Source organism: Martelella sp. K41-7 (assembly GCF_055808365.1).
This window is the reverse complement of sequence record NZ_CM147867.1, coordinates 821,138-843,313: the sequence shown is the minus strand read 5'-3', so window position 1 is coordinate 843,313 and position 22,176 is coordinate 821,138. Positions and strand designations below refer to the sequence as shown.

The 22,176-nt window shown below is 60.3% G+C and carries 23 protein-coding genes and 1 pseudogene; 8 read left to right on the top strand and 16 right to left on the bottom strand.

Annotated elements, in window-relative coordinates:
• Positions 1-12: 12 nt before the first annotated feature.
• Complete coding sequence (locus AC0L7L_RS03940; protein ID WP_272210412.1) at positions 13-927, bottom strand: AraC family transcriptional regulator; 915 nt, start codon at positions 925-927, stop codon at positions 13-15.
• Between the two features lie 179 nt (positions 928-1,106).
• Here AC0L7L_RS03940 and AC0L7L_RS03935 point away from each other — a divergent pair.
• Positions 1,107-1,884, top strand: a pseudogene (locus AC0L7L_RS03935) (SDR family oxidoreductase).
• Positions 1,885-1,965: 81 nt separating this feature from the next.
• Here the strand turns inward: AC0L7L_RS03935 and AC0L7L_RS03930 are convergent.
• Positions 1,966-2,916 (bottom strand): LysR substrate-binding domain-containing protein, encoded by a 951-nt coding sequence (locus AC0L7L_RS03930; protein ID WP_272210410.1) that lies wholly within the window; start codon positions 2,914-2,916, stop codon positions 1,966-1,968.
• Positions 2,917-3,187: 271 nt separating this feature from the next.
• Here AC0L7L_RS03930 and AC0L7L_RS03925 point away from each other — a divergent pair, with 271 nt between their 5' ends.
• On the top strand, positions 3,188-3,463 hold the full coding sequence (locus AC0L7L_RS03925) for a DUF1127 domain-containing protein (RefSeq protein WP_473512148.1): 276 nt from the start codon (positions 3,188-3,190) through the stop codon (positions 3,461-3,463).
• Between the two features lie 216 nt (positions 3,464-3,679).
• Here the strand turns inward: AC0L7L_RS03925 and AC0L7L_RS03920 are convergent, their stop codons facing one another.
• The 4 genes from AC0L7L_RS03920 to AC0L7L_RS03905 form a co-directional block, all read right to left on the bottom strand.
• Entirely contained in the window at positions 3,680-4,036 is a 357-nt protein-coding gene (locus tag AC0L7L_RS03920; protein WP_272210409.1) for a VOC family protein, read from the bottom strand.
• Positions 4,037-4,097: 61 nt separating this feature from the next.
• Complete coding sequence (locus AC0L7L_RS03915) at positions 4,098-5,471, bottom strand: glutamate--cysteine ligase (RefSeq protein ID WP_473512143.1); 1,374 nt, start codon at positions 5,469-5,471, stop codon at positions 4,098-4,100.
• A gap of 139 nt (positions 5,472-5,610) precedes the next feature.
• Entirely contained in the window at positions 5,611-6,348 is a 738-nt protein-coding gene (locus tag AC0L7L_RS03910) for a 16S rRNA (uracil(1498)-N(3))-methyltransferase (protein WP_272210407.1), read from the bottom strand.
• Positions 6,349-6,429: 81 nt separating this feature from the next.
• Entirely contained in the window at positions 6,430-6,900 is a 471-nt protein-coding gene (locus AC0L7L_RS03905; RefSeq protein ID WP_473512138.1) for an NUDIX hydrolase, read from the bottom strand.
• A gap of 259 nt (positions 6,901-7,159) precedes the next feature.
• On the opposite strand from AC0L7L_RS03905, the gene AC0L7L_RS03900 reads away from it, so the two are divergent.
• Complete coding sequence (locus AC0L7L_RS03900) at positions 7,160-7,324, top strand: DUF1328 family protein (protein ID WP_473512135.1); 165 nt, start codon at positions 7,160-7,162, stop codon at positions 7,322-7,324.
• Positions 7,325-7,333: 9 nt separating this feature from the next.
• Here AC0L7L_RS03900 and AC0L7L_RS03895 read toward each other — a convergent pair whose 3' ends face one another.
• Complete coding sequence (locus tag AC0L7L_RS03895) at positions 7,334-8,233, bottom strand: LysR family transcriptional regulator (RefSeq protein WP_473512132.1); 900 nt, start codon at positions 8,231-8,233, stop codon at positions 7,334-7,336.
• A 127-nt stretch (positions 8,234-8,360) separates the two neighbouring features.
• Here AC0L7L_RS03895 and AC0L7L_RS03890 point away from each other — a divergent pair, with 127 nt between their 5' ends.
• From AC0L7L_RS03890 to glcF, 4 genes are read left to right on the top strand one after another with little or no spacing between them, the layout of a single operon-like run.
• The gene (locus AC0L7L_RS03890) at positions 8,361-9,797 is read left to right on the top strand and encodes an FAD-binding oxidoreductase (RefSeq protein ID WP_473512129.1); all 1,437 of its coding nucleotides are present in this window, start codon (positions 8,361-8,363) and stop codon (positions 9,795-9,797) included.
• On the top strand, positions 9,790-11,013 hold the full coding sequence (gene glcE / locus AC0L7L_RS03885) for a glycolate oxidase subunit GlcE (RefSeq protein WP_272210403.1): 1,224 nt from the start codon (positions 9,790-9,792) through the stop codon (positions 11,011-11,013). The genes AC0L7L_RS03890 and glcE overlap by 8 nt, the downstream gene beginning before the upstream one ends.
• Positions 11,010-11,387 carry a DUF4870 family protein gene (locus AC0L7L_RS03880; RefSeq protein WP_473512124.1) on the top strand — a complete coding sequence of 126 codons (378 nt, stop codon included), beginning with the start codon at positions 11,010-11,012 and terminating at the stop codon, positions 11,385-11,387. Before glcE ends, AC0L7L_RS03880 begins: the two co-directional genes overlap by 4 nt.
• A 9-nt stretch (positions 11,388-11,396) precedes the next feature.
• On the top strand, positions 11,397-12,713 hold the full coding sequence (glcF, locus tag AC0L7L_RS03875; RefSeq protein WP_272210400.1) for a glycolate oxidase subunit GlcF: 1,317 nt from the start codon (positions 11,397-11,399) through the stop codon (positions 12,711-12,713).
• Positions 12,714-12,723: 10 nt separating this feature from the next.
• On the opposite strand, the gene AC0L7L_RS03870 is transcribed toward glcF, so the two are convergent.
• From AC0L7L_RS03870 to AC0L7L_RS03835, 8 genes are all read right to left on the bottom strand, one after another.
• On the bottom strand, positions 12,724-13,095 hold the full coding sequence (locus AC0L7L_RS03870; protein ID WP_272210399.1) for a DUF4186 domain-containing protein: 372 nt from the start codon (positions 13,093-13,095) through the stop codon (positions 12,724-12,726).
• Between the two features lie 7 nt (positions 13,096-13,102).
• Positions 13,103-14,170, bottom strand: a complete 1,068-nt coding sequence (locus AC0L7L_RS03865; protein WP_473512116.1) for an ABC transporter ATP-binding protein — start codon at positions 14,168-14,170, stop codon at positions 13,103-13,105.
• 250 nt (positions 14,171-14,420) lie between these two features.
• Entirely contained in the window at positions 14,421-15,176 is a 756-nt protein-coding gene (locus tag AC0L7L_RS03860; RefSeq protein WP_473512113.1) for an alpha/beta fold hydrolase, read from the bottom strand.
• Positions 15,177-15,260: 84 nt separating this feature from the next.
• Positions 15,261-16,151 carry an ABC transporter ATP-binding protein gene (locus AC0L7L_RS03855; protein ID WP_473512109.1) on the bottom strand — a complete coding sequence of 297 codons (891 nt, stop codon included), beginning with the start codon at positions 16,149-16,151 and terminating at the stop codon, positions 15,261-15,263.
• On the bottom strand, positions 16,148-17,170 hold the full coding sequence (locus AC0L7L_RS03850) for an ABC transporter ATP-binding protein (protein WP_272210395.1): 1,023 nt from the start codon (positions 17,168-17,170) through the stop codon (positions 16,148-16,150). The genes AC0L7L_RS03855 and AC0L7L_RS03850 overlap by 4 nt, the downstream gene beginning before the upstream one ends.
• On the bottom strand, positions 17,170-18,054 hold the full coding sequence (locus AC0L7L_RS03845; RefSeq protein WP_473512105.1) for an ABC transporter permease: 885 nt from the start codon (positions 18,052-18,054) through the stop codon (positions 17,170-17,172). The genes AC0L7L_RS03850 and AC0L7L_RS03845 overlap by 1 nt, the downstream gene beginning before the upstream one ends.
• Before the next feature lie 8 nt (positions 18,055-18,062).
• A complete protein-coding gene (locus tag AC0L7L_RS03840) occupies positions 18,063-19,004 on the bottom strand; it encodes an ABC transporter permease (protein WP_272210393.1) in 942 nt (313 codons plus the stop codon).
• 65 nt (positions 19,005-19,069) lie between these two features.
• On the bottom strand, positions 19,070-20,644 hold the full coding sequence (locus AC0L7L_RS03835; RefSeq protein WP_272210392.1) for an ABC transporter substrate-binding protein: 1,575 nt from the start codon (positions 20,642-20,644) through the stop codon (positions 19,070-19,072).
• A 195-nt stretch (positions 20,645-20,839) separates the two neighbouring features.
• Here AC0L7L_RS03835 and AC0L7L_RS03830 point away from each other — a divergent pair, with 195 nt between their 5' ends.
• The gene (locus AC0L7L_RS03830) at positions 20,840-21,877 is read left to right on the top strand and encodes a LacI family DNA-binding transcriptional regulator (RefSeq protein WP_272210391.1); all 1,038 of its coding nucleotides are present in this window, start codon (positions 20,840-20,842) and stop codon (positions 21,875-21,877) included.
• A gap of 54 nt (positions 21,878-21,931) precedes the next feature.
• On the opposite strand, the gene AC0L7L_RS03825 is transcribed toward AC0L7L_RS03830, so the two are convergent.
• Positions 21,932-22,168 carry a thioredoxin family protein gene (locus AC0L7L_RS03825; protein ID WP_272210390.1) on the bottom strand — a complete coding sequence of 79 codons (237 nt, stop codon included), beginning with the start codon at positions 22,166-22,168 and terminating at the stop codon, positions 21,932-21,934.
• Positions 22,169-22,176: the final 8 nt, after the last annotated feature.

The following is a 22,176-nucleotide window of genomic DNA, read 5'->3' as shown; positions in this document are numbered from 1 at the left end:
GCCGGCCTTTTGCTATTCCGCCGCCATTTTGGCCTCGGAGCGGGCGAAATAGGTCGGCGCGATGCCGCTGTGACGAGTGAAGGCAAGACTGAAGGCGCTGGAGGAACCATAGCCGATACGCTCCGCAATGGCGGCGACCGAAAGCTGGCCCTGGCTCAGGAGGTTTTTCGCCAGAGCCATCCGCCATGCGAACAGATATTCCATCGGCGGCACCCCAACGGCACGGCTGAAGCGCGCAAAGAAGGACGAGCGTGACAGCGCCGCGATCGCGGCGAGATCAGCGACCGTCCAGCCGCGTCCCGGTTCACGATGGATCGCGCGGATAACCTCCGACAGCCGCGGATCCCCAAGCCCGCGTAACAGGCCAGGAGCCGATGCACCGGCAGCCGTCGACCGCAACGCCTCGATGAACAAAAGCTCAAGAAGACGCTCGAGCACGACATCGCGTGCCGGACGCCGCGACAGCGTCTCGCCGCGCACCAGCTTTGCAAGAGCCGTCAGCCGGTCATCTTGCCGGACGATGATGGTTTCGGGCAGCAGCGATACCAGCAGAGCCGCATCCTCAGAACCGAAAACACAGTGGCCAACGAGATACTGGCTGTCGGCGTGACCGTGCGGGCGGCCGAGCCTGAGCGAACCGTTGTCGAGGAAAACGGGCGCCGAGACTTCGCCCGGCGGCAATGATTCCGTCGGGCTGGTCGTCGTAAAGCCGAAAGACGACGGCACCAGCGCGAAATCGCCCTGCATCAGGGTAATCTCCTCGCGGCCGTCTGTCTGAAACCGAATGGAACCCTCAAGCACCAGACAATAGAAAACCTGTCCGGTCTGCTGCCTCCGGATGCGCCATGGGCCTGCCGTTGTCACCCATTTTGAATAAGGCGCGCGCGGCTGAAGAAATGTGACGATATCGGCAAGGGGATCGGTCAAATCCGGACTTCCTATGATGCAAATGCGATCTCCCATTATGGTCCGTCCGGACCTGACTGTCTATATTGGCATTGTCAGCGCGCCACCGCCGTTGACCACCCGATAAACCGACAATTCTGTTCAACGCCTTCCGGCGTCTGGCGCTCGTGCGTCTGTCGCCTTGTGCAAAGGAGCTATCCATGAAAACTGTCCTGATCACCGGTTGCTCTTCCGGTTTCGGCCTTGAGACCGCAAAAATCTTCCTCGACCGCGGCTTCCGGGTCATCGCCACCATGCGTACACCCCGCGCGGAGCTGTTTCCCGCATCCGACAATCTGAAAATCCTGCCGCTCGACGTTACCGATCCACAAAGCATTGCCAATGTGGTCGAAGCGGCCGGGCCGGTGGATGTCCTCGTCAACAATGCCGGTGTCGGCTGGCTCAACGCCCTTGAAGGCACGCCGGTTGATATCATTCGCAAGGTCTTCGAGACCAACACCATCGGCCTCATGGCGCTGACTCAGGCTTTCCTGCCGCAGTTTCGAGCCCGGCGCTCCGGCATGATCGTCAATGTCACCTCGACGGTCACGCTCCGGCCGCTTCTCCTGCTCTCCGTCTATACGGCCAGCAAGGCGGCGGTGAACGCTTTCAGCGACTGCACTGGCGTTGGAACTTGCGCCCTTCGGCGTCGGTGTGCGTGTGGTTCTGCCCGGGCGCGGCCCCACCACCGAGTTTGGCAAGAATGCCGCGAAGCTTTCACCCGATGGCATGGGCGTCGCCGAAGCCTACGCTGAAATCGCCGATGGCGTCTTCAAACAGTGGGCCGCCGAACCCGCCGATCTGGTAACCACACCTGAAGATGTCGCGCAAGGCGTGTGGCGCGCGGCAACCGATCCCTCAACACCGATGCGCCTGCCCGCTGGCGCCGATGCCGAAGCCGGCATGGCCGCGCTCAAGAGCCCGGCGGCGATGGCCTGAGGGGCCGCCTCCCGATGAAGCTCCTCAACGACGAAGAAAAAGGCCGGTGCGCGATGCACCGGTCTTTGCTCTTTGCGAAACCTACCAGCTTGCCGAAATCGGGCCCGACTTCAGCCGCTGTGAGCGCGGCAGTGCCTTGACGTCCAGATCGAAGCCCGGAGCTGCCTCCACGGTGCTGATATTGTCGAGCGAGGCGATGATGTGGTTGGAAAGCGCGGTCGTCAGCGAGGCTGCGGCGCCGGGGCGTTTCATCAGGCCGATCTGTACCGGCGGCAGCGACGGGAAACCGTCGGCCTGCGAGAGCACGCGCATGCCGTTGCGCAGCGCCGATTCCGGCAGGATCGAGATCGCCATGCCGGCAAGCACGGCAGAGGCCACGACGGTTGCCGACCAGCTGGTGAACAGAACGCGGTAATCGCGATCCACACCTTCAAGCGCAGAGATCGCGAGCTGGCGCCAGCGGCAATCACGCCGGCCGACCGCGAGCGGCACCGGACGGTCCACAGGCAGCGCATGGTTGGCAGACGCCACCCAGCACAAGGGCTCGGTGCGCACAACTTCCGAATCGCGCGTTCGCGGATTGTGGGTGACCAGCGCCATATCGAGTTCGCCCCTTTTCAGACGCTCCACAAGGTCGTTGGAATCCTCGCAGACGATGTAAAGCTCGACATTGGGGTGCGATTTGGCAAACCGGTTGATGATGTCCGGCATATAGCGGTCGGCATAGTCATCCGGCGTGCCGATGCGGATCGAGCCTTCAAGCCGATTGTCGTCGAATGCGGAAATCGCCTCATTATTGAGGCGGATGATCCGCCGCGCGTAGTTTAAAAGCTTGTCACCCTCGTCGGTCAGCCGGACGCCGCGACCATCCTTGGTAAACAGTCGCTTGCCGATCCGCTCCTCAAGCCGACGCATCTGCATGGATACCGCCGACTGGGTTTTGAAAACCTGCTCGGCGGCACGCGTAAACGACCCATTGTCCACAATGGCAACGAAGGTCTGAAGCTGATCGATATCCAAAGGCGCAACCATAATACCACCCATCAAGAGTATTGATGTTTGATATTAGAAACATTCGTTGGACTGATCAATAAGAAATCGCCATTTTGTCAAACAACAAGAAGGGCATTCCAATCGCAGTCAATTATGACCCGAGCATGTTTCGGGTGGCTGCGGTACATGAAATCCGGTTTGCTCACATTCAGTCGGACACGACGCGCAAAACAGCGCGAAGGGAATACGTTCGGATCTATTCAATGGGCCGCGGATCAGAATGGTCAAGGCCCGACCGCAGGAGGCGACAATGTCGTTGATGGAAAGAGCATCTGATAGCCGGGCCCTGGCGCACCGGTCCAACTCTTTGATGGAAAGCCTTAGCGCGTTTCGTGCTGCGCTGGCACGGTTCACGAAAAACCGCTCGGCCGTCCGCTATATGGCCGACATGGACGATGCCCTGCTGAAGGATATAGGCCTGACCCGTACAGACGTCGAACAGGCCTATATGGCCTCCATCAAGGAAGATCCGATGGTGGACCTGAAGCGGGCGGCCTGCAACCGCGCCCAGCGTATGGTGATCTGACCACAATTTCCGACAGGTGCGGGCCCGACACCTGCACCGTTTTTTTCGCCGGTCGTTTCGCATAGACGGCATGTATTCCAGAATTTGGCGTTGATTTGACGGTCGTCGTCCCAACCACGGCCTGATGGAAGCGTCATTTTCCCCGCAGGGTGGTTCAGCCTTCACTCTGCATTTTGCCCGGAAACTCGGTTTCCGGGCTTTTTTTATCGAATGGCTTCAGGCTTGATCGGGCTGCCACAGCTCAATCGGGTTTCCTTCAGGATCGTGGATCCGTGCGAAGCGACCAACACCAGGAATATCCCAAGCGGGATCGGTGCTGATTTCGATACCGGCGGTGTGCAGCCGTTCACACATAGCGTCAATATCATCCACTCTCAAATTGAGCATGAAAGCCCTATCGGCTGGAAAATAGTCGCTGGTCTCGGGAAATGGCGCGAACACGGAAGCGCCGGCCGCAGTTTCCCAATGGCCATGTTCTCCGGCACCAACGCCGAGATGTTCACTGTACCAAGCGCTGAGCGCTTCAGGGTTCTTCGCGCGAAAGAAGAACCCGCCAATGCCGGTCACACCCATTCCAATCTCCTCGCTGGAGAAGACAGTAGTGCCTGCTTGAACGAGCGTCCAGACGTTAAAATCAGTACTGGAACTCGGAAAACAACGGATCGACCGAGCCTTTCCAGCGGCCATTGTACAGTGCCAGAAGATCTTCGGCGAAGGTCGCCTTCTTGGCGACGATCTCGTCGAGCGTCATCAGGAACACGGCTTCGCTCTGACCGCTGCTGTTCAGGTTTTGGCGGGCCTTCAGCCCCATGCGCGCGATTTCGATGACATCGCGACCAACATCGAGAAGTGAACGGCCGCCGATCTCGGCCTTCAGCGCAAGGCGGGGAACCTCCTCACGCAGCCGGTGAATATCGGCAATCGTCCAGTCTGAGGTCAGCTGCTCGGCGGCATCCATCGCGCCGGTTTCGTAAAGCAGGCCGACCCAGAAGGACGGCAGCGCGCAAATGCGCCGCCAGGTGCCGCCGTCAGCGCCGCGCATTTCCAGGAAGCGCTTCAGCCGCACATCGGGAAACAGCGTCGAAAGGTGGTTGGTCCAGTCACCCATGGTCGGCTGCCACTCTTCCACCTCGCCCTTAAGCGCGCCAGCCATGAACTGGCGGAAGGTGATGTTGGTGCAGTCGCGATAACGCCCGTCGCGGATGATGAAATACATCGGCACGTCGAGTGCCCATTCGACATATTGCTCGAACCCGAAACCCGGCTCGAAAGCGCAGTCAAGCAGACCGGAACGGTTGTTGTCGGTGTCGCGCCAGATATCACCGCGCCAGGACAACAGCCCGTTGGGCTTGCCTTCGGTGAAGGGAGATGACGCAAAAAGCGCCGTTGCCAGCGGCTGCAGCTTTTGCGACAGCGCCATCTTGCGGCGCATGTCGCTCTCGCACGAGAAATCGATATTCACCTGGATCGTGCAGGTCCGGTACATCATATCGAGGCCCTGAGTGCCGACTTTCGGCATATACCGGCTCATGATGTCGTAGCGCGATTTCGGCATGCGCGGGGTTTCTTCGAGGGTCCATTTTGGGCTACCGCCGATACCCAGGAAGCCGATCCCCATCGGCTCGGCAACGGAGCGCAGCACCGCCAGATGCCGGTTTGATTCCCGGCAGGTCTCGTGCAGCGTCTTCACGGGGGCACCGGACAACTCGAACTGGCCGCCCGGCTCCAGCGAGATCGCGCCCATGCCGGACGGCTCGGATAGGCCGATGATATTGTCGCCGTCCATGATGGCTTCCCAGCCGAGCTTGGCCTTCATGCCCTGCAGAATGGCCGAGATCGAATACTCGCCCGCATAGGGAACCGGGGTATTATCCGCCTTGAAGAACGGAAACTTCTCATGCTCGGTGCCGATGCGGAAATCCGCCTCGGGCTTTGATCCAGCCTCCAGATAGGCAGCAAGTTCTGCCGTATCTGTAATCGGCGTAGCGTCGGAAGTGTCACGGGCCATGGAAGCGTCCTCGATATCGTGTGCCGGCAAGGCCGGAAGTTCCCCCGCTATTGGCGCGGTTTGCCGGAGCGATCAAGTCAATTTCATTGATTAAAGCATAAATGCACGACGACGTGACATGCTCCCAAAGGTCACTTCCTTATTTCCAGTCGCCGATCGTCGCCTGGATTACCGCCAGCGCAGCGACTGCAGCGGTATCGGCGCGCAGGATACGAGGACCAAGCGGAATCGCTGTTACGAAAGGCAGTTCGTGCAGCAAGGCACGCTCCTCATCGGAAAATCCGCCTTCCGGCCCGATCAGCAGCGCCAGCTTTTTCTCTTTGATTTCTCCAAGCGCGGTAACGGGGTTTTGATGCTCGTCCGCCTCGTCGCAGAAGATCAGCCGCCGGTCGGCATCCCAGTTTTCCATCAGTTCGGGAAGCTTGACCGGCTCATCCAGGTCGGGCACGGCAAGCACGCCGCATTGCTCGGCGGCCTCGATGATATTGGCCCTGAGCCGGTCGGATTTGGCAGGCTTACCCTGAACATGCTGCGTCAGAACCGGCTGGATGCGCCCGACCCCCATCTCGACGGCCTTCTGCACCATATAATCCATCCGCCCCGTTTTCAGCGGCGCAAACAGATAGGAAAGGTAGGGCAATGGCGGCTGCGGACGGGTTTGCTCAACCGGTTCAAGGGTGATCTTCTTGCGGGTGGGATATGATAGCCGTGCCAGCCACTCACCATCCCGCCCGTTGAAGAGCAGAAGTTCGCTTCCCTCATCGGCGCGGATGACATGGGCAAGGTAGTGAAACTGATTTTTGTCGGCCTCGATGCTTGCGCCGGCGGCAAGATCGACATCCACAAAAAGGCGCTGAAGGCGGTAGTTGGCGCGCATGGGGGCTCCCGCGATTCGAATGAGATCGCGCGTAACCTAATGCAAATTGCAGTAGATCAGAATGCCCTGACGGCGGGCAAATCACCTGTCGAACCGGTCGACGAAGTCGATCAGCAGGGTTTTCAGCTCGCTTTCCTGCACCAGTCCGGCAGCCTCTTCCGGCGTCGTCCACTTACGTGTCCGCTCGTCCGCTTCGGGAAATTTCGTCTTGGTCTTGCGCACAAGCAGCGGAAAAAGCGCGACAATACAGGGCACGGAGGTGCCGTTATCGAGGCGCTTCAGATAGGAAAAGTTGCCAAGCGGTTTATCGGAGACCTTGCCCCTGATGCCGGCCTCCTCGAATGCCTCTTGCGCGGCAACTTCGTGCGGGGCCTTGTCGGCCATCGGCCAGCCCTTCGGCGTCACCCAGCGTCCGGTATCGCGGCTGGTGATCAACAACACCTCGATGCAAGTCTTCTTTTTTGACTTGATAAGCCTGTAGCACAGGGCTGCATATTGCTGGCGGGCTTCGCTCGTTTCCTTGGTGTCAGCCAACTTACTGTCTGAAGGCATTTCCCGCTGTATTCCTTCCGGCAGGCGAGGCTGCTGGCGTACAGACCCAGAACTCCTGCAAATTTGACAAAGGTTGTTTCTATCATGGCTTGTCTGAATAGAAACTACCCGCAAGTGAAGCTTTTATGAAATTGCCAGGTTGCACGGCCTGTCCGCCTGCCTGCAGCGACTGTTTTCGCTCCGCCTCGCGGAACTTTCCGCCTACGGCGCCGTTTTTATCTCGACTTGCAAAGACGAATTCAGCCCGAAAGGAACACCCATGCTTGAGTGGATTTTGATATTGCTGATTGTCGCCGCAGTGGCGAGCCTTCTCGGCTTTCGCGGCGTAGCGGGTCTTTCGGCCGGCATCGCCCGCATTCTGATCTTCATCGTTCTCATCGTCATCCTGATCTCGCTGGTCACAGGCATATTGATCATTGCGTGACGACAGACTTCACGCCCCCCTGTCCCAATAAGATGCGGGGGCGTAGAGCTTAGCCAGGAAATCGATGAATAGCCGCACTTTTTCGGGCAGGAAATTGCGGCTGGGATAAACGGCGAAAAGTCCGACATCGCCCGGGCTTTCGTAGTCAGCAAGAACCTGCACCAGCCGGCCGCTTGAAAGCTCCGGTCCGATATCCCAGGTCGAGCGCAGGGCAATCCCCATGCCGGCCAGCACCGCCTCACGCACCACCTCGCTGGAATTGGTGACAAGATGGCCCTCCGGGCGCAGCGAGACCGGCCCCTGCAAGCTTTCCAGCCGCCAGTGTTCGCCATTGTGTGCCGGCAGGCAGATATGGTCCTCAAGTTCGGCCAGCGTTTCCGGCAGTCCCATCCGCGCGATATAAGCCGGCGACGCACAGAGGATCCGACGCACCGGCGCAAGCTTGCGGGCCACCAGCGTACTGTCGCTGAGTTCACCGATCCGGATCGCGACATCAAACCCATCCGCGACAATATCGACGAATGAGTCGTTCAAAAGCAGTTCGATCTGCAGCGCCCCATGCGCGTTCATGAACGTGCTGAGGTGGGGCGCAATGTGCATGCGCCCGAAAGATGTGGGCGCTGAGACCCGAAGCCGTCCCCTGACGGCCGCGGTGCGCCCTTCCACAAACGCCCGTGCCTCCTCCGCACCGGCCAGAACCGGCAATATGCGCTCGTGGTAGCCGCGGCCGGTCTCCGTCAGCATCACCCGACGCGTGGTCCTTTGCAAAAGACGGGCGCCAAGTTCTGCCTCCAGCCGTTTGATGCTCTTGGACACGACGGCCGGCGAAAGCCGCAATTCCTGCGCCGCCGCCGTCATGCTGCCGGTGGTTGCCACGCGGGCAAAGATCTCGATGTCTGTGAGGTTCATAGTCGCCGTAATTATTGCCGTTTCGGAATAAGTGTTAGCATTTGTCTTGCCCCGGAGCCAGTGCTAGAACGCATTGGGAGTTTGAAGCGCCTGTAGCGGCGTTTCTATTTGATGCGGAGGCAAGCCCTTGTCAGGTGCGATCGCGTTCAGCGCGCTGAAGGCCGAGATTGTGGCTCGGCGAAACGATATCATTTCCGATCTGCAAGCCCTGCTGCCCAAGGACGCTCTCGTCCACGAGGCGCGCGAGCTTGTGCCTTTCGAGACTGACGGGTTCATAGCCTATACCCGTGTTCCGCTGGCCGTATGCCTGCCGGAAAACACCGAGCAGGTGGCAAAGCTGCTGCGCTACTGCCACGAAAACGGCATTCCTGTTGTACCACGCGGTGCCGGCACCTCGCTTTCGGGCGGCGCCATCGGCCAGGAGGACGCGATCATCCTGGGGCTGTCGCGAATGAACCGCATTCTCGATATCGACCTGCCAAACCGCGCCGCGGTGGTACAGGCCGGCGTCACCAACATCGCCATCTCCGAAGCGGTGAAGCCCGAGAGTTTTTTCTACGCGCCTGACCCGAGTTCCCAGCTTGCCTGCACCATAGGCGGCAATATCGGCATGAATTCCGGCGGTGCTCATTGCCTTAAATACGGCGTGACGACGAATAACCTGCTCGGCGTGAAAATGGTGCTGGTCGACGGCACCATTATAGACATCGGCGGCAAATCGCTGGATTCTGGCGGTTACGACCTGATGGCGCTCGTCTGCGGATCGGAAGGCCAGCTCGGCATCATCACCGAGGCAACGGTGCGACTTCTGGCAAGCCCCGAAGGCGCGCGCCCCGTGCTGTTCGGCTTCCCAACCTCCGAACAGGCTGGCGCCTGCGTCACCGAGATCATTGCCTCCGGCATCATTCCCGTTGCCATCGAGTTCATGGACAAACCGGCCATCGAAATCTGCGAGGCCTTCGCCAAGGCGGGTTATCCGCTCGATGCCGGTGCACTTTTGATCATCGAGGTCGAGGGCTCGGATGACGAGATGGAGGCGATGCTCGCCGAAATCATCGCGATTGCCGAGCGCCACGCGGTGATGGCGATCCGCCGCAGCCAGTCTGCAACCGAAGCTGCACTGATCTGGAAGGGCAGAAAATCCGCGTTCGGGGCCACAGGTCGCATCGCCGATTATATCTGCATGGACGGCACCGTGCCGCTCAGCCAGCTTTCCTATGTGCTGCAGAAGACCAGCGAAATCACTGATCGCTATGGCCTGCGCGTCGCCAATGTGTTCCATGCCGGCGATGGCAACATGCATCCGCTGATCCTCTACAATATCAACGACCCCGAAGATGCCGCACGCGCTGAAGAAGCGGGCGCCGAAATCCTGAAACTCTGTGTCGATGCCGGTGGCTGCCTGACCGGGGAACACGGCGTGGGCATCGAAAAACGCGACCTGATGCGCCATCAGTATTCAGACATCGACCTTCGCCAGCAGATGGCGGTGCGCGCCGCATTCGATCCGGACTGGGTGTTGAACCCCTCCAAGGTATTCCCGCTCGAGGGACGTGATGACTGAACACCTGACACCTGAAAGCGAGACGGAAGCCGCCGGCATTATCGCCCGCCATTTTGAACGCGGCGTAGCGCTTGCCCTTTGCGGCGGCAATACCCGTTCCGGTTTCGGCAATCCGCCACAGGCCGAAATCAGCCTGTCATCTTCGGCACTGTCGGGCATCGTGAACTACGAGCCGTCCGAAATGGTGATGACAGCGCGCGCGGGAACGCCGCTTGCGGAAATCGAGGCGGCGCTTCAGAAAAACGGCCAGTTTCTGGCGTTCGAGCCGATGGACCATCGCGGCATTATGAACAACGAGGGCACGCCGACAATCGGCGGCGTGTTTGCTGCCAATGTCTCAGGCCCCCGCCGGTTTGCCCTGGCAGGGGCTGCGCGCGACCACCTGCTCGGCACACGTTTTGTCAATGGCAAGGGCGACATCATCAAGGCAGGCGGGCGGGTGATGAAGAATGTCACCGGGCTTGATCTTGCCCGGCTGATGGCCGGCTCCCACGGCACCCTCGGGTTTCTGACCGAGGTGACCTTCAAGGTGCTTCCGGCCCCGAAAGCGGCCACCACAATCGTGATCTCGAACCTGACCGATGACGACGCCATTGCCCTGATGGCGGCGGCCATGGCGCTGCCGCTGGAGGTCTCGGGCGCGGCCCACCTGCCCTACAGCGTCCGCTCCGCCTTCCTTTCCGGCGCGCTCGAAGGTGACAGCGCCACTTGTCTTCGGCTCGAAGGGCTTCCGGACTCCGTTGCCGTTCGTGCTGAAAAGCTGAAGGATTATGCAAGCGCGCTTGGGGCGGTCTCGGAACTTGACGGAGCAAAAACCAGAACGTTGTGGCGCGAGATCCGCGATGCGGCCCCTTACGCCGAAAAGTCGATGCGTCCGCTTTGGCGCGTCAGCGTTGCGCCGTCTGAAGCCGCGAAATTTGTCGCAGCAATCCGCCTTGAGGCGGCTGTCGATGCGCTCTACGATTGGCAGGGCGGCCTCATCTGGATGCGCATGGACGGCGCGCCGGAGGCCGAGCGGGTGCGGGCGCTTCTCAAGATCCATGGCGGCGGCCACGCCACACTGATGCGGGCTGCCCCGGCAACACGCGCCCTGATACCCGCCTTTGAACCGCAGCCCGCGGCCATTGCGGCATTGTCCGCACGGATCAAGCAGAAATTCGACCCGAAGGGCATTTTCAGCCCTGGCAAGATGAACACCGAGGAGATGGCAGCATGAGCGAGCCTGAAACAACACCGCCGAAGCGTTTTGGCGACGGTTGGATGGACCCGACCAAAAACAACGTCATTCTGATCTACATCCTCTACCTTATCAGCTGCGCGATCTTCATCGCCGGCATTATCGGCCTGATTTCGGCCTATATGAACCGTGACAAGGCCGAGGACTGGTTGAAGACTCATTACACCTGGGCGATTCGCACCTTCTGGATTGCGCTGCTTTTTTCTGCAATTTCCTTTGTGCTGACATTTGTGCTCATCGGCGTTCTCGGCTTCGTTGCGACGGCCGTCTGGGTCATTGTCCGCGTGATTATCGGTCTGCAGAAGGTCAACCGCTCGGAGCCGATCGAGCGTCCGCAAAGCTGGTTGGTCTAGGCACCCGACATGCAGACCCGTTTTTCAGCCGAACAGCTTGCCGACCCGAAGACCGCCGAAGCCGAGTCGATCCTGCGCAAATGCGTGCATTGCGGTTTCTGCACTGCGACCTGTCCGACCTATGTGACGCTCGGCAATGAGCTCGACAGCCCGCGCGGGCGGATCTACCTGATCAAGGACATGCTGGAAAATGGCAGACCGGCGGATGAGGAGGTGGTCACCCATATCGACCGCTGCCTCTCCTGCCTTTCCTGTGTGACCACCTGCCCCTCGGGCGTCGACTATATGCACCTGGTCGACCATGCCCGCGTCCATATTGAAAAGACCTACAAGCGCCCTTTCATGAACCGCGTCACCCGCGCGGTTCTAGCGGCAGTTCTGCCTTATCCCGCCCGCTTCCGCGCCGCCCTTTCGCTGGCCCGGCTCGGGCGGCCGTTTGCGGGCCTTTTCGGCGGCATTGCAGTACTGAAACCGTTTGAAGCGATGCTGAAGCTGGCGCCAACACGCCTGCCCGCCGCCTCTCCCGTTTCAAAGCCGGCAACGCATGCCGCAACCGCCGAAAAGCGCGGCCGCGTGGCGCTTTTGACCGGCTGCGCGCAATCGGTGCTGGACCCGGCCATCAACGAGGCCACCGTCCGGCTGCTGACCCGGCTCGGCATCGAGGTCGTGGTGCCCGAAGGCGAAGGCTGTTGCGGCTCTCTGGTCCATCATATGGGCCGGGAGGAACAGGCACTCAGCGAGGCCCGGCGCAATGTCGATGTCTGGACACGCGAAATCGAGGCCGGCGGGCTTGATGCCGTCATCATCACCGCATCGGGCTGTGGCACCACGATCAAGGATTACGGCCACATGCTGGCGCGCGATCCCGCCTATCGGCAAAAAGCCGAAAAGGTTTCCGCGCTTGCAAAGGACATCACCGAATATCTGACGGTGCTCGATCTTCCTGACCAGAAGCGGAAAGGCATCACCGTTGCCTATCATTCCGCCTGCTCCATGCAGCATGGCCAGCAGATCAAGGCCGGGCCGAAACTGCTTCTCGAAGCAGCCGGCTTTGCAGTGAAGGAACCGGCGGAGGGGCATCTGTGTTGCGGCTCGGCCGGCACCTACAACATCATGCAGCCGGAAATTTCCGCCAAGCTCAAAACCCGCAAGGTCAACAATATCGAGGCCGTGAAACCGGACGTCATTGCCACCGGCAATATCGGCTGCATCACCCAGATCGCATCCGGCACCGCCATTCCGATCCTGCATACCGTCGAACTGCTCGAATGGGCCTATGGCGGCGAAAAACCCGAGAAACTGAAAGATCTGAAGCGTTCTGCCTGAACCGGCTTTGTCATTCTCGGCTGGGTGACATCTGGCTGACGATCCAGCGGTCGAGCACCGCAACCACATAGGCGATTTCGCGTTCATTGAGCGGGCGCCCCGGTTCAACACCGTGCCATTTCATCAGGCAGCCTCGGCAGCAGGTCGCCGTTGCATGCTGGGCGATAAAGGCCGGGTGGCCGCGCATCGGCGTCTGTTTTCCATCATTGACCGGTGCGGCGGGTGCCAGCCGCTTGCGGATGAAATCCTCGGCATGGGCGTTCACCTCCGCCCGGCCTTTTGAGGCGGCATAGGCGCGGTCCTTCGTCGAAAGCGCAAACCGGCTTCGAAATTTCGAACGCGACAGCCGATCAAAAAGCGGGTCCAGGTCACGACGGGGCATTCCGGTCTCAGTTCAGCCTTGCACCGCTTTCGGTGTCGAACACATGCAGACGCTCGGTCTCAAAGGCAATCTTCACCTTCTGGTGGCGCTCATAGGGCACGCGTTCGGGTGTCAGCAGCAGCACCTGATCGCCGCCCGCTGTCATAGTCGCATGGGTTTCGGAACCGGTCGTCTCGGTGAACTCGATCACGGCTTCGGTTCCACTTTCGGAAAACGACACATGTTCGGGCCGCACTCCGATGGTAATCGCGGCACCAGCCGGAAGCGCTGGAAGGGCCGGAAGCGACCAGAGCGCCCCGCCCTTGCTGCGCAGCACCAATGTGCCGTCCTGCTCCTCAACCGTGCCTTCAATGAGGTTCATGCCCGGCGCGCCGATAAAGCCCGCGACGAAAACATTTTGCGGCCGGTCGTAAAGCTCCAGTGGTGTTCCGGCCTGTTCGACCACACCCGCACGCATCAGCACGATACGCTCGCCCATGGTCATGGCTTCCATCTGGTCATGGGTGACATAAATCATCGTGGTTTCGAGCCGGCGATGCAGCGCCTTGATTTCCGCGCGCATCTGCGCCCTGAGCTTGGCATCGAGGTTCGACAGCGGTTCGTCAAACAGGAATGCTTCCGGATTGCGCACCAGTGCCCGGCCCATGGCAACGCGCTGCTTCTGGCCGCCGGAAAGCTCACTCGGATAGCGCTCCAGTTCCGGCGTCAGCCCCAGCATCTCGGCGGCCCGCTCGACTGCCGCATCGCGCTCGGAGCGGGAAATGCCGGCCATGCGCAGCGCAAAAGCCATATTCTTTCGCACGCTCATATGCGGATAGAGCGCGAAATCCTGGAACACCATGGCAATATTGCGCTGGCGCGGCTGCATCTTGTTGGCAAGCGTTCCATTCACCAGAACCTCACCGCCGGTAATGTCCTCGAGCCCCGAAACCATTCTCAGCAGCGTTGACTTGCCACAGCCGGACGGGCCGACCAGAACGACGAATTCGCCATCGGCGATGTCGAGATCGATCCCGTGAATGACCTGACGTTGGCCGTATTTCTTGACGACGTTGCGCAGCGTGAGACTGGCCATTTTCGTTTCATACCTCCCGGGCGCGCTTCTTTGCGAACCGCATTAGCGCATTTTGGCAGCGGATGAAATTGCGGGAAGCAAGACGGCGGTAGAAAGTTTATCGGATTAAACATCGGCAATGATGAAACCGAGTGCGCAACCCACACGTTGATAGAGGGTCCAGACATGCCAAGGTGCCGGGGTGACCCGGTTGTCTGGACAATCGGGGTGCGTCCCGCCCCGGCACACGTGAGTGTGCCGGGGATGCTTTTCAGGAGGCCGTTGCCGCGCGCGTTACATCGCTGCCGGCCGGCCCGGAATCAAGCCAGTCCCGCAGGGCCGCATTCACAGCATCCGGTCGTTCTACCGGTGCATTGTGGCCCGCTTCCGGGATCATCTGGAGGCGCGATCCCTTCGCGATCTCGTGCATTTCCCGCGAAAATTCAGGCGGCGTGACCGTATCCTGCTCACCACAGATGATGGTGACGGGGCCTTCAAAGGCAGCCAGCGCCGGACGACCGTCAGGACGCGCAATGATGGCGTTCTGCTGGGAGAAGAACGTGTCTATGCCCAGATCGACGCCCATGTGGACAAGGTCGTTCATCAGCGCGGCGGGCACGTTTTCCGGCCGGTAGCAACAGGCTTCAAGGCTGGCGCGATAGGCCACGTCCATGCCCAGCCGGCGTGCGGACATCATCGCTGCCCGGCGTTCCACGGTCCGCCTTGCATTCTCGGGCTGCGCCGAGGTCGCGATCAGCGCGGCACGCGCGATCCGATCGGGATGGGTGGCCAGAAGACGGCAAAGGATATAGCCACCCATGGACCACCCCGCGACGTGCACCCTTTGCGGCAATTGTCCGGCAACGATTTCCGCCATGGCGTTGATCGTATCCGCCTCAAAATGCCCGTCCGGAATAATCACGTCATGGCCGCGCGCTTCCAGAAATGCGGTCTGCAACTGCCAGACCCGGCGGTCGCACTGAAGACCCGGGATCAGCATCACCGGCAGTTTTTCATGTCCGCTCATTGGGCACCTGCGACTTGCTCGCCGTAATGGCAGGCCACTAGACGTTCCGCGCCGATCTGCCTGAGCGGTGGTTTTTCAAGGCATTTATCCGTCGCATAGGGGCAGCGCGGACGAGAAGTGACACCCCTCGGGTGGCTTAAGCGGGCTTGGAAGTTCGCCCTTCATCTGCCGCTCGCGGTTCACAGACGGGGCCGGACGCGGCACCGCCGAAAGCAAAAGCCGCGTATAGGGATGTGCGCTGCCGTAAAAAAGGTCATGCACCGGTGCCAGCTCGACAATCCGCCCCAGATACATCACCGCCACCCGGTCTGCGATATGGGCGACGACTGACAGATCATGCGAAACGAAAACCAGCGTGAGGCCCATTTCCTGCTGCAGTTTCAGGATCAGATTGATGATCTGGGCCTGGATCGAAACGTCAAGCGCTGACACCGGTTCGTCGGCCACGATCATCTCCGGATCGAGCGCGATGGCGCGGGCGATACCGATCCGCTGGCACTGACCGCCGGAAAGTTCATGCGGGAACTTGTCGAGGTGATAGGACGACAGCCCGCAGGCGGCGGCCACCGCCTCGACACGTTTGCCGATCTCCGCCGGGCTGCCATAGCGGTAGTTCTTCAGCGCTTCGGCCAGGATCACCCGTGCCGTCATGCGAGCATTGAGCGAGGCGTAAGGATCCTGAAACACCATCTGGAACCGCCGCCTTGCGGCATGCAGCCTTGATGAGGAAACCGTATTCAGATCCTCGCCGTCAAAAGCGATCGCGCCTTCGGTTGGCTTTTCCAGATGCATGATCAGCCGGGCAAGCGTCGATTTTCCGCAGCCCGATTCGCCGACCAGCCCCAGCGTTTCACCCTTTCTGATCTCTAGATCGACCCCGTTGACCGCATGCAGCAACCGTTGTTTTCCGAAGAGCCCGGCCTTGCCGATGTCATAGGCCTTGCTGACGCCTTCAAGCTTCACCTGCACATTCATTGCCAAGCCCTCACGATTTCATTGTCTCTGAGCGCCGAGGTCACGTTACCGGTATTCAGGCAGGTCGCCCGGTGATTTCGTCCGACGACCTGCCGTTCAGGCACCGCCTGCCGGCAGGCCGATGTCACGAAGCCGCAGCGATCGGCATAGATGCAGTGCTCCACCAGATGGTCGAGCCGCGGCACAGCGCCCGGAATTTCCTTCAGCGGCTGACGGTGATAGGCAGCGCCCGATAGCGGCAAAGCCTCGATCAGACCGGCTGTGTAGCCATGCGCCGGGTTTCCAAGCACCGCGGCGACCGCCCCCTCCTCGACCACGCGGCCGGCATACATCACCATCACCCGGTCGGCGGTTTCGGCGACCACCCCGAGATCATGGGTGATCAGGATCACCGACATGCCGAGGTCGCGCCGCAGATCGGTAATCAGCTCCAGAATTTCGGCCTGCACCGTCACATCGAGCGCTGTCGTCGGCTCATCGGCGATCAGAAGCTCCGGATCGCAGGCAAGCACCATGGCGATCATCACCCTTTGCCGCATGCCGCCGGAAAGCTCGTGCGGATAGGCGCCGATACGGTTCTTCGCATCGGGAATGCGCACCAGATCGAGCATTTCCAATGCACGCGCCATTGCCACCCGTTTCGAAACACCCTTGTGGTGCGAGACGGTCTCTGCGATCTGCATACCGATGGTGTGGACCGGCGTGAACGAGGTCATCGGGTCCTGAAAAATCATGCCGATCTTGCCGCCGCGTATCGCGCGCATCTCACGCTCGCTCTTGGCCAGCAGGTCTTCGCCATCGAGCACAATGCTGCCGGCTGGATACTCAACGCCGTAACGGGGCAAAAGCCGCATCACCGACATCGCCGTCACCGATTTACCGCATCCTGATTCCCCGACAAAGGAGAGGATTTCGCCGCGATCGACATGAAACGAGACATCGGTGAGTGCATGGTGAATGCCTGCCTTTCCGGAAAACGTCAGCGACAGGTTATCGACGGAAAGAAATGTCTCGCCCATCATAGGATTCCCCTTCTGGCCTTGCGCGGATCAACGGCATCGGAGAGCCGGTCGCCCAGAATATTGACGAGCAGCACCAGCAGTGACAGCGCCAACCCTGGATAAAGCATCAGCTCGGGATGAAGCCTGAACATCGATTTGGCCGCTGCCATCATGCCGCCCCAGCTCGGAATATCCGGTGAAACGCCGACGCCGAGAAAGGCCAGCACGGCCGAGGTGATGACGGCAGACGCACAGGCATAGGTCGCCTGCACCAGAACCGGGCCTAACATGTTCGGCAGCACATGGCGGAACACCAGCGGCAGGCCGCGCGTGCCGATCGAAACGGCGGCGGCAAGATAAGGCTGGCGGCGAATGCCGAGCACCAGCGCGCGAACCACCCGCACCATACGCGGAATCTCCGGCACCGTGATAGCGACGATGACGGCGGCAAGCCCCTGCTCCATCAGGGAGGCCAGCGCGATTGCCAGCAGCACCGCCGGGATCGACATCATCGCATCGTTGAGACGCATGACGATGGCGCCGCCGATGCTGAAAAAGCCCGCATAAACACCGATGGCAACACCGATGACAGTGGTGATGCCGGCAACGGCAAAGCCGACGGTCATGGAATTACGCGTGCCATAGATCAGCCGGGCATAGACATCGCGACCGAGTTTGTCTGTGCCAAGCCAGTGCTCCGCCGATGGCGGCCGGTAGCGCATGGCGGGGTTGATCGCCATCGGATCGCCCGCCAGAAGTGGTGCGAACACCCCAACCAGCGCCATGGCGACCAGCATCAAAAGCACGATGGTGACTTCGCGGTGGGCCTTCAAAAACCGCACCCCTTCCCCGAAAAGCAAACGTGTCTCAGAAGCGTGGACGGGCTTTTCGCTCTGTTCCATGATGGCAGTCATCCCCTCACCCTCGGATCGAACAATGCGTAGCTGAGATCGACCATCAGGTTGATGAGGATCAGCGTGACGGAAAAGAACAGGATAATGCCCTGAACCACCGGATAATCACGGCGCACAATGGCATCGACAGTGAGCCGGCCAATGCCGGGAATGTTGAACACGCTTTCCGTCACCACCACGCCGCCGATCAGAGCGGCAAAGCCGATACCGATGACCGTGACGATCGGCACACCGGCCGTCTTCAGCACATGCAGCACCAGGATGCGGCCGGTGCTCATGCCCTTGGCCTTCAGGGTGCGCACGAAATTCTCCTGCAGCACTTCCAGAACGGCAGCGCGGGTGACGCGGGCAATCAGAGCCGCGAAAACCAGCATCAGCGCAATCGACGGAAGCGTCAGCGAAACCAAGGTGGCACCGATACCATCCGACAGCGGTTTGTAGCCTTGAACCGGAAACCAGCGCAGCTTCACCGCAAACAGATAAACCAACAGATAGGAGGTCACGAACACCGGCACCGAGAAGCCCGCCACGGAAAATGCCATGATGGTTCGGTCAACAAGGCCATTTGCACGCCAGGCTGCGATTGTGCCGAGCGGAATGGCGACCAGCACGGTCAGCACCATGGTATAGGCGGCGAGCATGAAAGTGGGCTCAATGCGCTGGGCGATCAGCACGGTCACCGGCTTGCCGGAATAAACGCTCGCGCCGAGATCGAGCTGGATGGCGTTGGAAAACCAGATGACGAACTGCGCCGGCAACGACTGGTCGAGATGAAGCCGCTCGCGGATCTGGTCGACCTGCGCCGGACTGGCATTGTCGCCGGCAATCAGCAAGGCCGGGTCGCCCGGTGCCAGATGCACAAGCAGAAAGATAAAGACGGAGACCAAAAGCAGGGTCGGTATCGCCGCTGCAAGTCGGCCGAGAATATAAGCCGGCACGCGTTCCTCCCGGAATTAATCAGGCAAGATGGGCCGAAGACACACGCTCCGGCCCGTTATCATACTCAGTTTTCGGCGCGCGACACATTCCAGAAGAACGGTACGGGGCTTTCGATATAGCCTTCCAGATCGGTCGACAGACCCTGGCTCGGATAGACCTGGCCGAGCGGCACATAGGGCACCAGATCGTGGGTGATCTCCTGCATGCGGATGGCCAGCGCCTTCTGTTCTTCCGGGTCGTTGGTGGCGGCGAACCGTTCACGCAGCTCCTGCAGTTCCTCCGAGCAGGCCCAGCCGAACCAGCCATCCTCACAAGCCCCGGCGACATAGACATTGGTCATCGGGTTGATCTGGTCGACATAGCCCCAGCCGGTGAAGAACACGTTCCACCCGCCATCGGCGACCGGTTCCTTGGAGGCGCGACGTGTCGAGACGGTGGCCCAGTCTGCGATCTGCTCGTCAACCACAAACCCGGCCTCCTCCAGCATCGGCTTCAATACCGAATAGGCGGCGTCCTGACCGGCGATATCGGTGACATGCATGATGTGGACCGGCGTTCCGTCATAGCCCGCTTCCTCGAGCAGCGCCTTTGCCGCCTCCACGTCGCGGGTCAGCACCCGGTCGGTATTGACGTCGCTCTCAAACGGCGTGTTGCAAAAGAACACCGCGCCGCAGATTTCATAGAGTTCGGTATTGTCACCATTCATGGACTGCATGAACGGTTCCTGCTCCAGCGCCAGCTGCAGCGCATGGCGGATCTTCGGATCGTCGAAAGGCGGGTTGAGGTGGTTGACGACCAGTTGCAGCGAATTGCCCGACTGGAGCGCCGGCTCGGCTACGGCTTCGTCCTGCCCCTCAAACAATGGCAGCATGTCGGCGGGCACTTCCTCCATCCAGTCGATCTCGCCGGTAAGCAGTGCGTCGATTGCCGTTGACGTATCCGGAATGTTGACGATCTCGATGCGGTCGAAATTCGCGAGCTTGCCTCCGGCTGCCATGGAGGCCGGTTCATCACGTGGCACATAGCCCTCGAATTTCTCATACGGCGCAATCGAGCCCGGCACCCATTCGTCGACCAGCAGACGGAAAGGTCCGGAGCCGATCGGCTCGATCACCGGATCGCCCGGATCCTGTTCGGCCAGCCGCTTGGGCATGATCACCGGGATATTGGATGAAATCTTGCCAATGGCCGGCAGCACCTGTGCCCATGGTTCTGCCATGGTAATCACCAATGTCTTGTCGTCGGTCGCAGCGATGCTTTCCATCTTGGAGAACATGATCTTGCCGAGACCGTCGACCTTGCCCCAGCGTGTCAGCGAGGCAACAGCATCTTCTGCCGTTACCGGGCTGCCGTCGTGAAAGGTCAGACCATCGCGCAGCGTGATGGTGTAGACGAGGTCGTCCTCGGAAACTTCGACGCTTTCAGCCATCTGCGGCTGCACCTCGAAATTCTCGTCCAGCGCAAACAGCACGTCATAGATCAGATAGCTGGCATTGCGGATGGTGTAGTTCGTCGTCGAAATAGGGTCGACGGAATTGATATCGCCGTTCATGCGCAGGCGAAGCACGCTGTCATCGGCAAATGCCGGTGCGGCGGCGGTGGCCAGAGCGGCGGTGAGCAACAAAGCAGATTTCTTCAATTTATCCTCCCAAAACACGCAACCTTTCGCATCCTCAACGAACAGGTCGCTTTTCTCCCCGAAATTCCGTATACTAAGAACACGTAACGTTACGTATTTAACGTGAAAACAGACGATGATCAAGCCGATTTGTCTCAGCAGGCTGGCAAAACCGGAATAAGCATGTAAATAGAGTGTATTGGGTCAGGGAGAGACATGTCGACAATCAAGGATGTAGCGAAGGCTGCCGGCGTTTCGGTGACAACGGTGTCGGCCACGATCAATGACAGCGCACCGGTCAGCGCAACGTTACGCGCACGCGTTAACGCAGCGATCGCGGCCGTCGGCTATGTCCCCAATCCGGTTGCCAGAAATCTGAGACTCGGCCGTTCGCGCCAGATCGGCCTGCTAGTGCCGGATATTGCCGCCCCTTATGCCGCCAGCATCGCCCGCAGCATGCAGGTGGCGCTGTCCGACAAGGGCTATTCGATGTTCTTCGCCTCCAATGGCGATGACCCGGTGCGTGAACTGGCCGACATTGCCCGCATGGGCGACCACCAGGTGGCGGGCCTTGTGCTGTTTCCCACCTGCCTTGGCGAGAACTACGCCAGAAACATCATTCCGGCGATCAAGGTTCCAACGGTGATTATCGACCGCGTGATCGAGGGGGCACCGTTTGACTGCGTGGTCGACGACAATGCACTCGGCGCCCGCCTGATCGTCCATCATCTGCTCCAGTTCGGCCACCGCAACATCGCTGTCATTGCCGGGCGCACCGGCATTTCGGTTTCGGACGAGCGGATCGCGGGGATCCGCACGGCAATGGCCGAAGCCGGGCACCCGATCCAAGACGATTTCGCCTACACCCACCACCAGCGCGAGGACCAGGCCTTCCGCGCCGCCCAGGACCTGATGTCGCGCCACAACCGCCCGACAGCGATCGTCACCATCAATACGGTCCAGACCCGCGGCATTCTGCAGGGGCTCAAATCCATGGGGCTGAAGGCACCGGACGATGTCTCGCTGATTTCCTTCGACGGGCTACATTATTCGGCAGGCTTCGATCCCGAAATCACCTCGCTCGATCAGGATATTCCAGCCATCGCGGAAGCCGCCGCCGACATGCTGACGGAGCGGCTGGAGGCGGAGAGCGCGCCGGCCGGCGTCCGCGCCAAACCGCCACGCCAGCTGCGCCTGCCCGCCCGGCTGATCGTTCGGTCGTCCTGCCGCAGGATTGATCAGAGCCAGAACTGAACCTTCAAAGGGCCTTTGGTCTCACCTGAACCAGAAACGGCGGCTCCCGGAAAATCAGACTTTCAGCCATTGCTCCAGTCTGGTTTCGTCAGGAAGCCCACCAGCATGGACAAGCTTGCCATCAACAGAAACTGCGGGCGTCGACATCACGCCCGCCGCTGCGATGGATTGGGCGCTCGTCACCTTTTCGATCTCGACCTCAATGCCCAGTCTCGCGGCCGCATTGCGGATCATTGTTTCGGTTGCTTCGCATCGCTTGCAACCAGGGCCATAGACTTTGACAGTTTTCATAGCGTCTC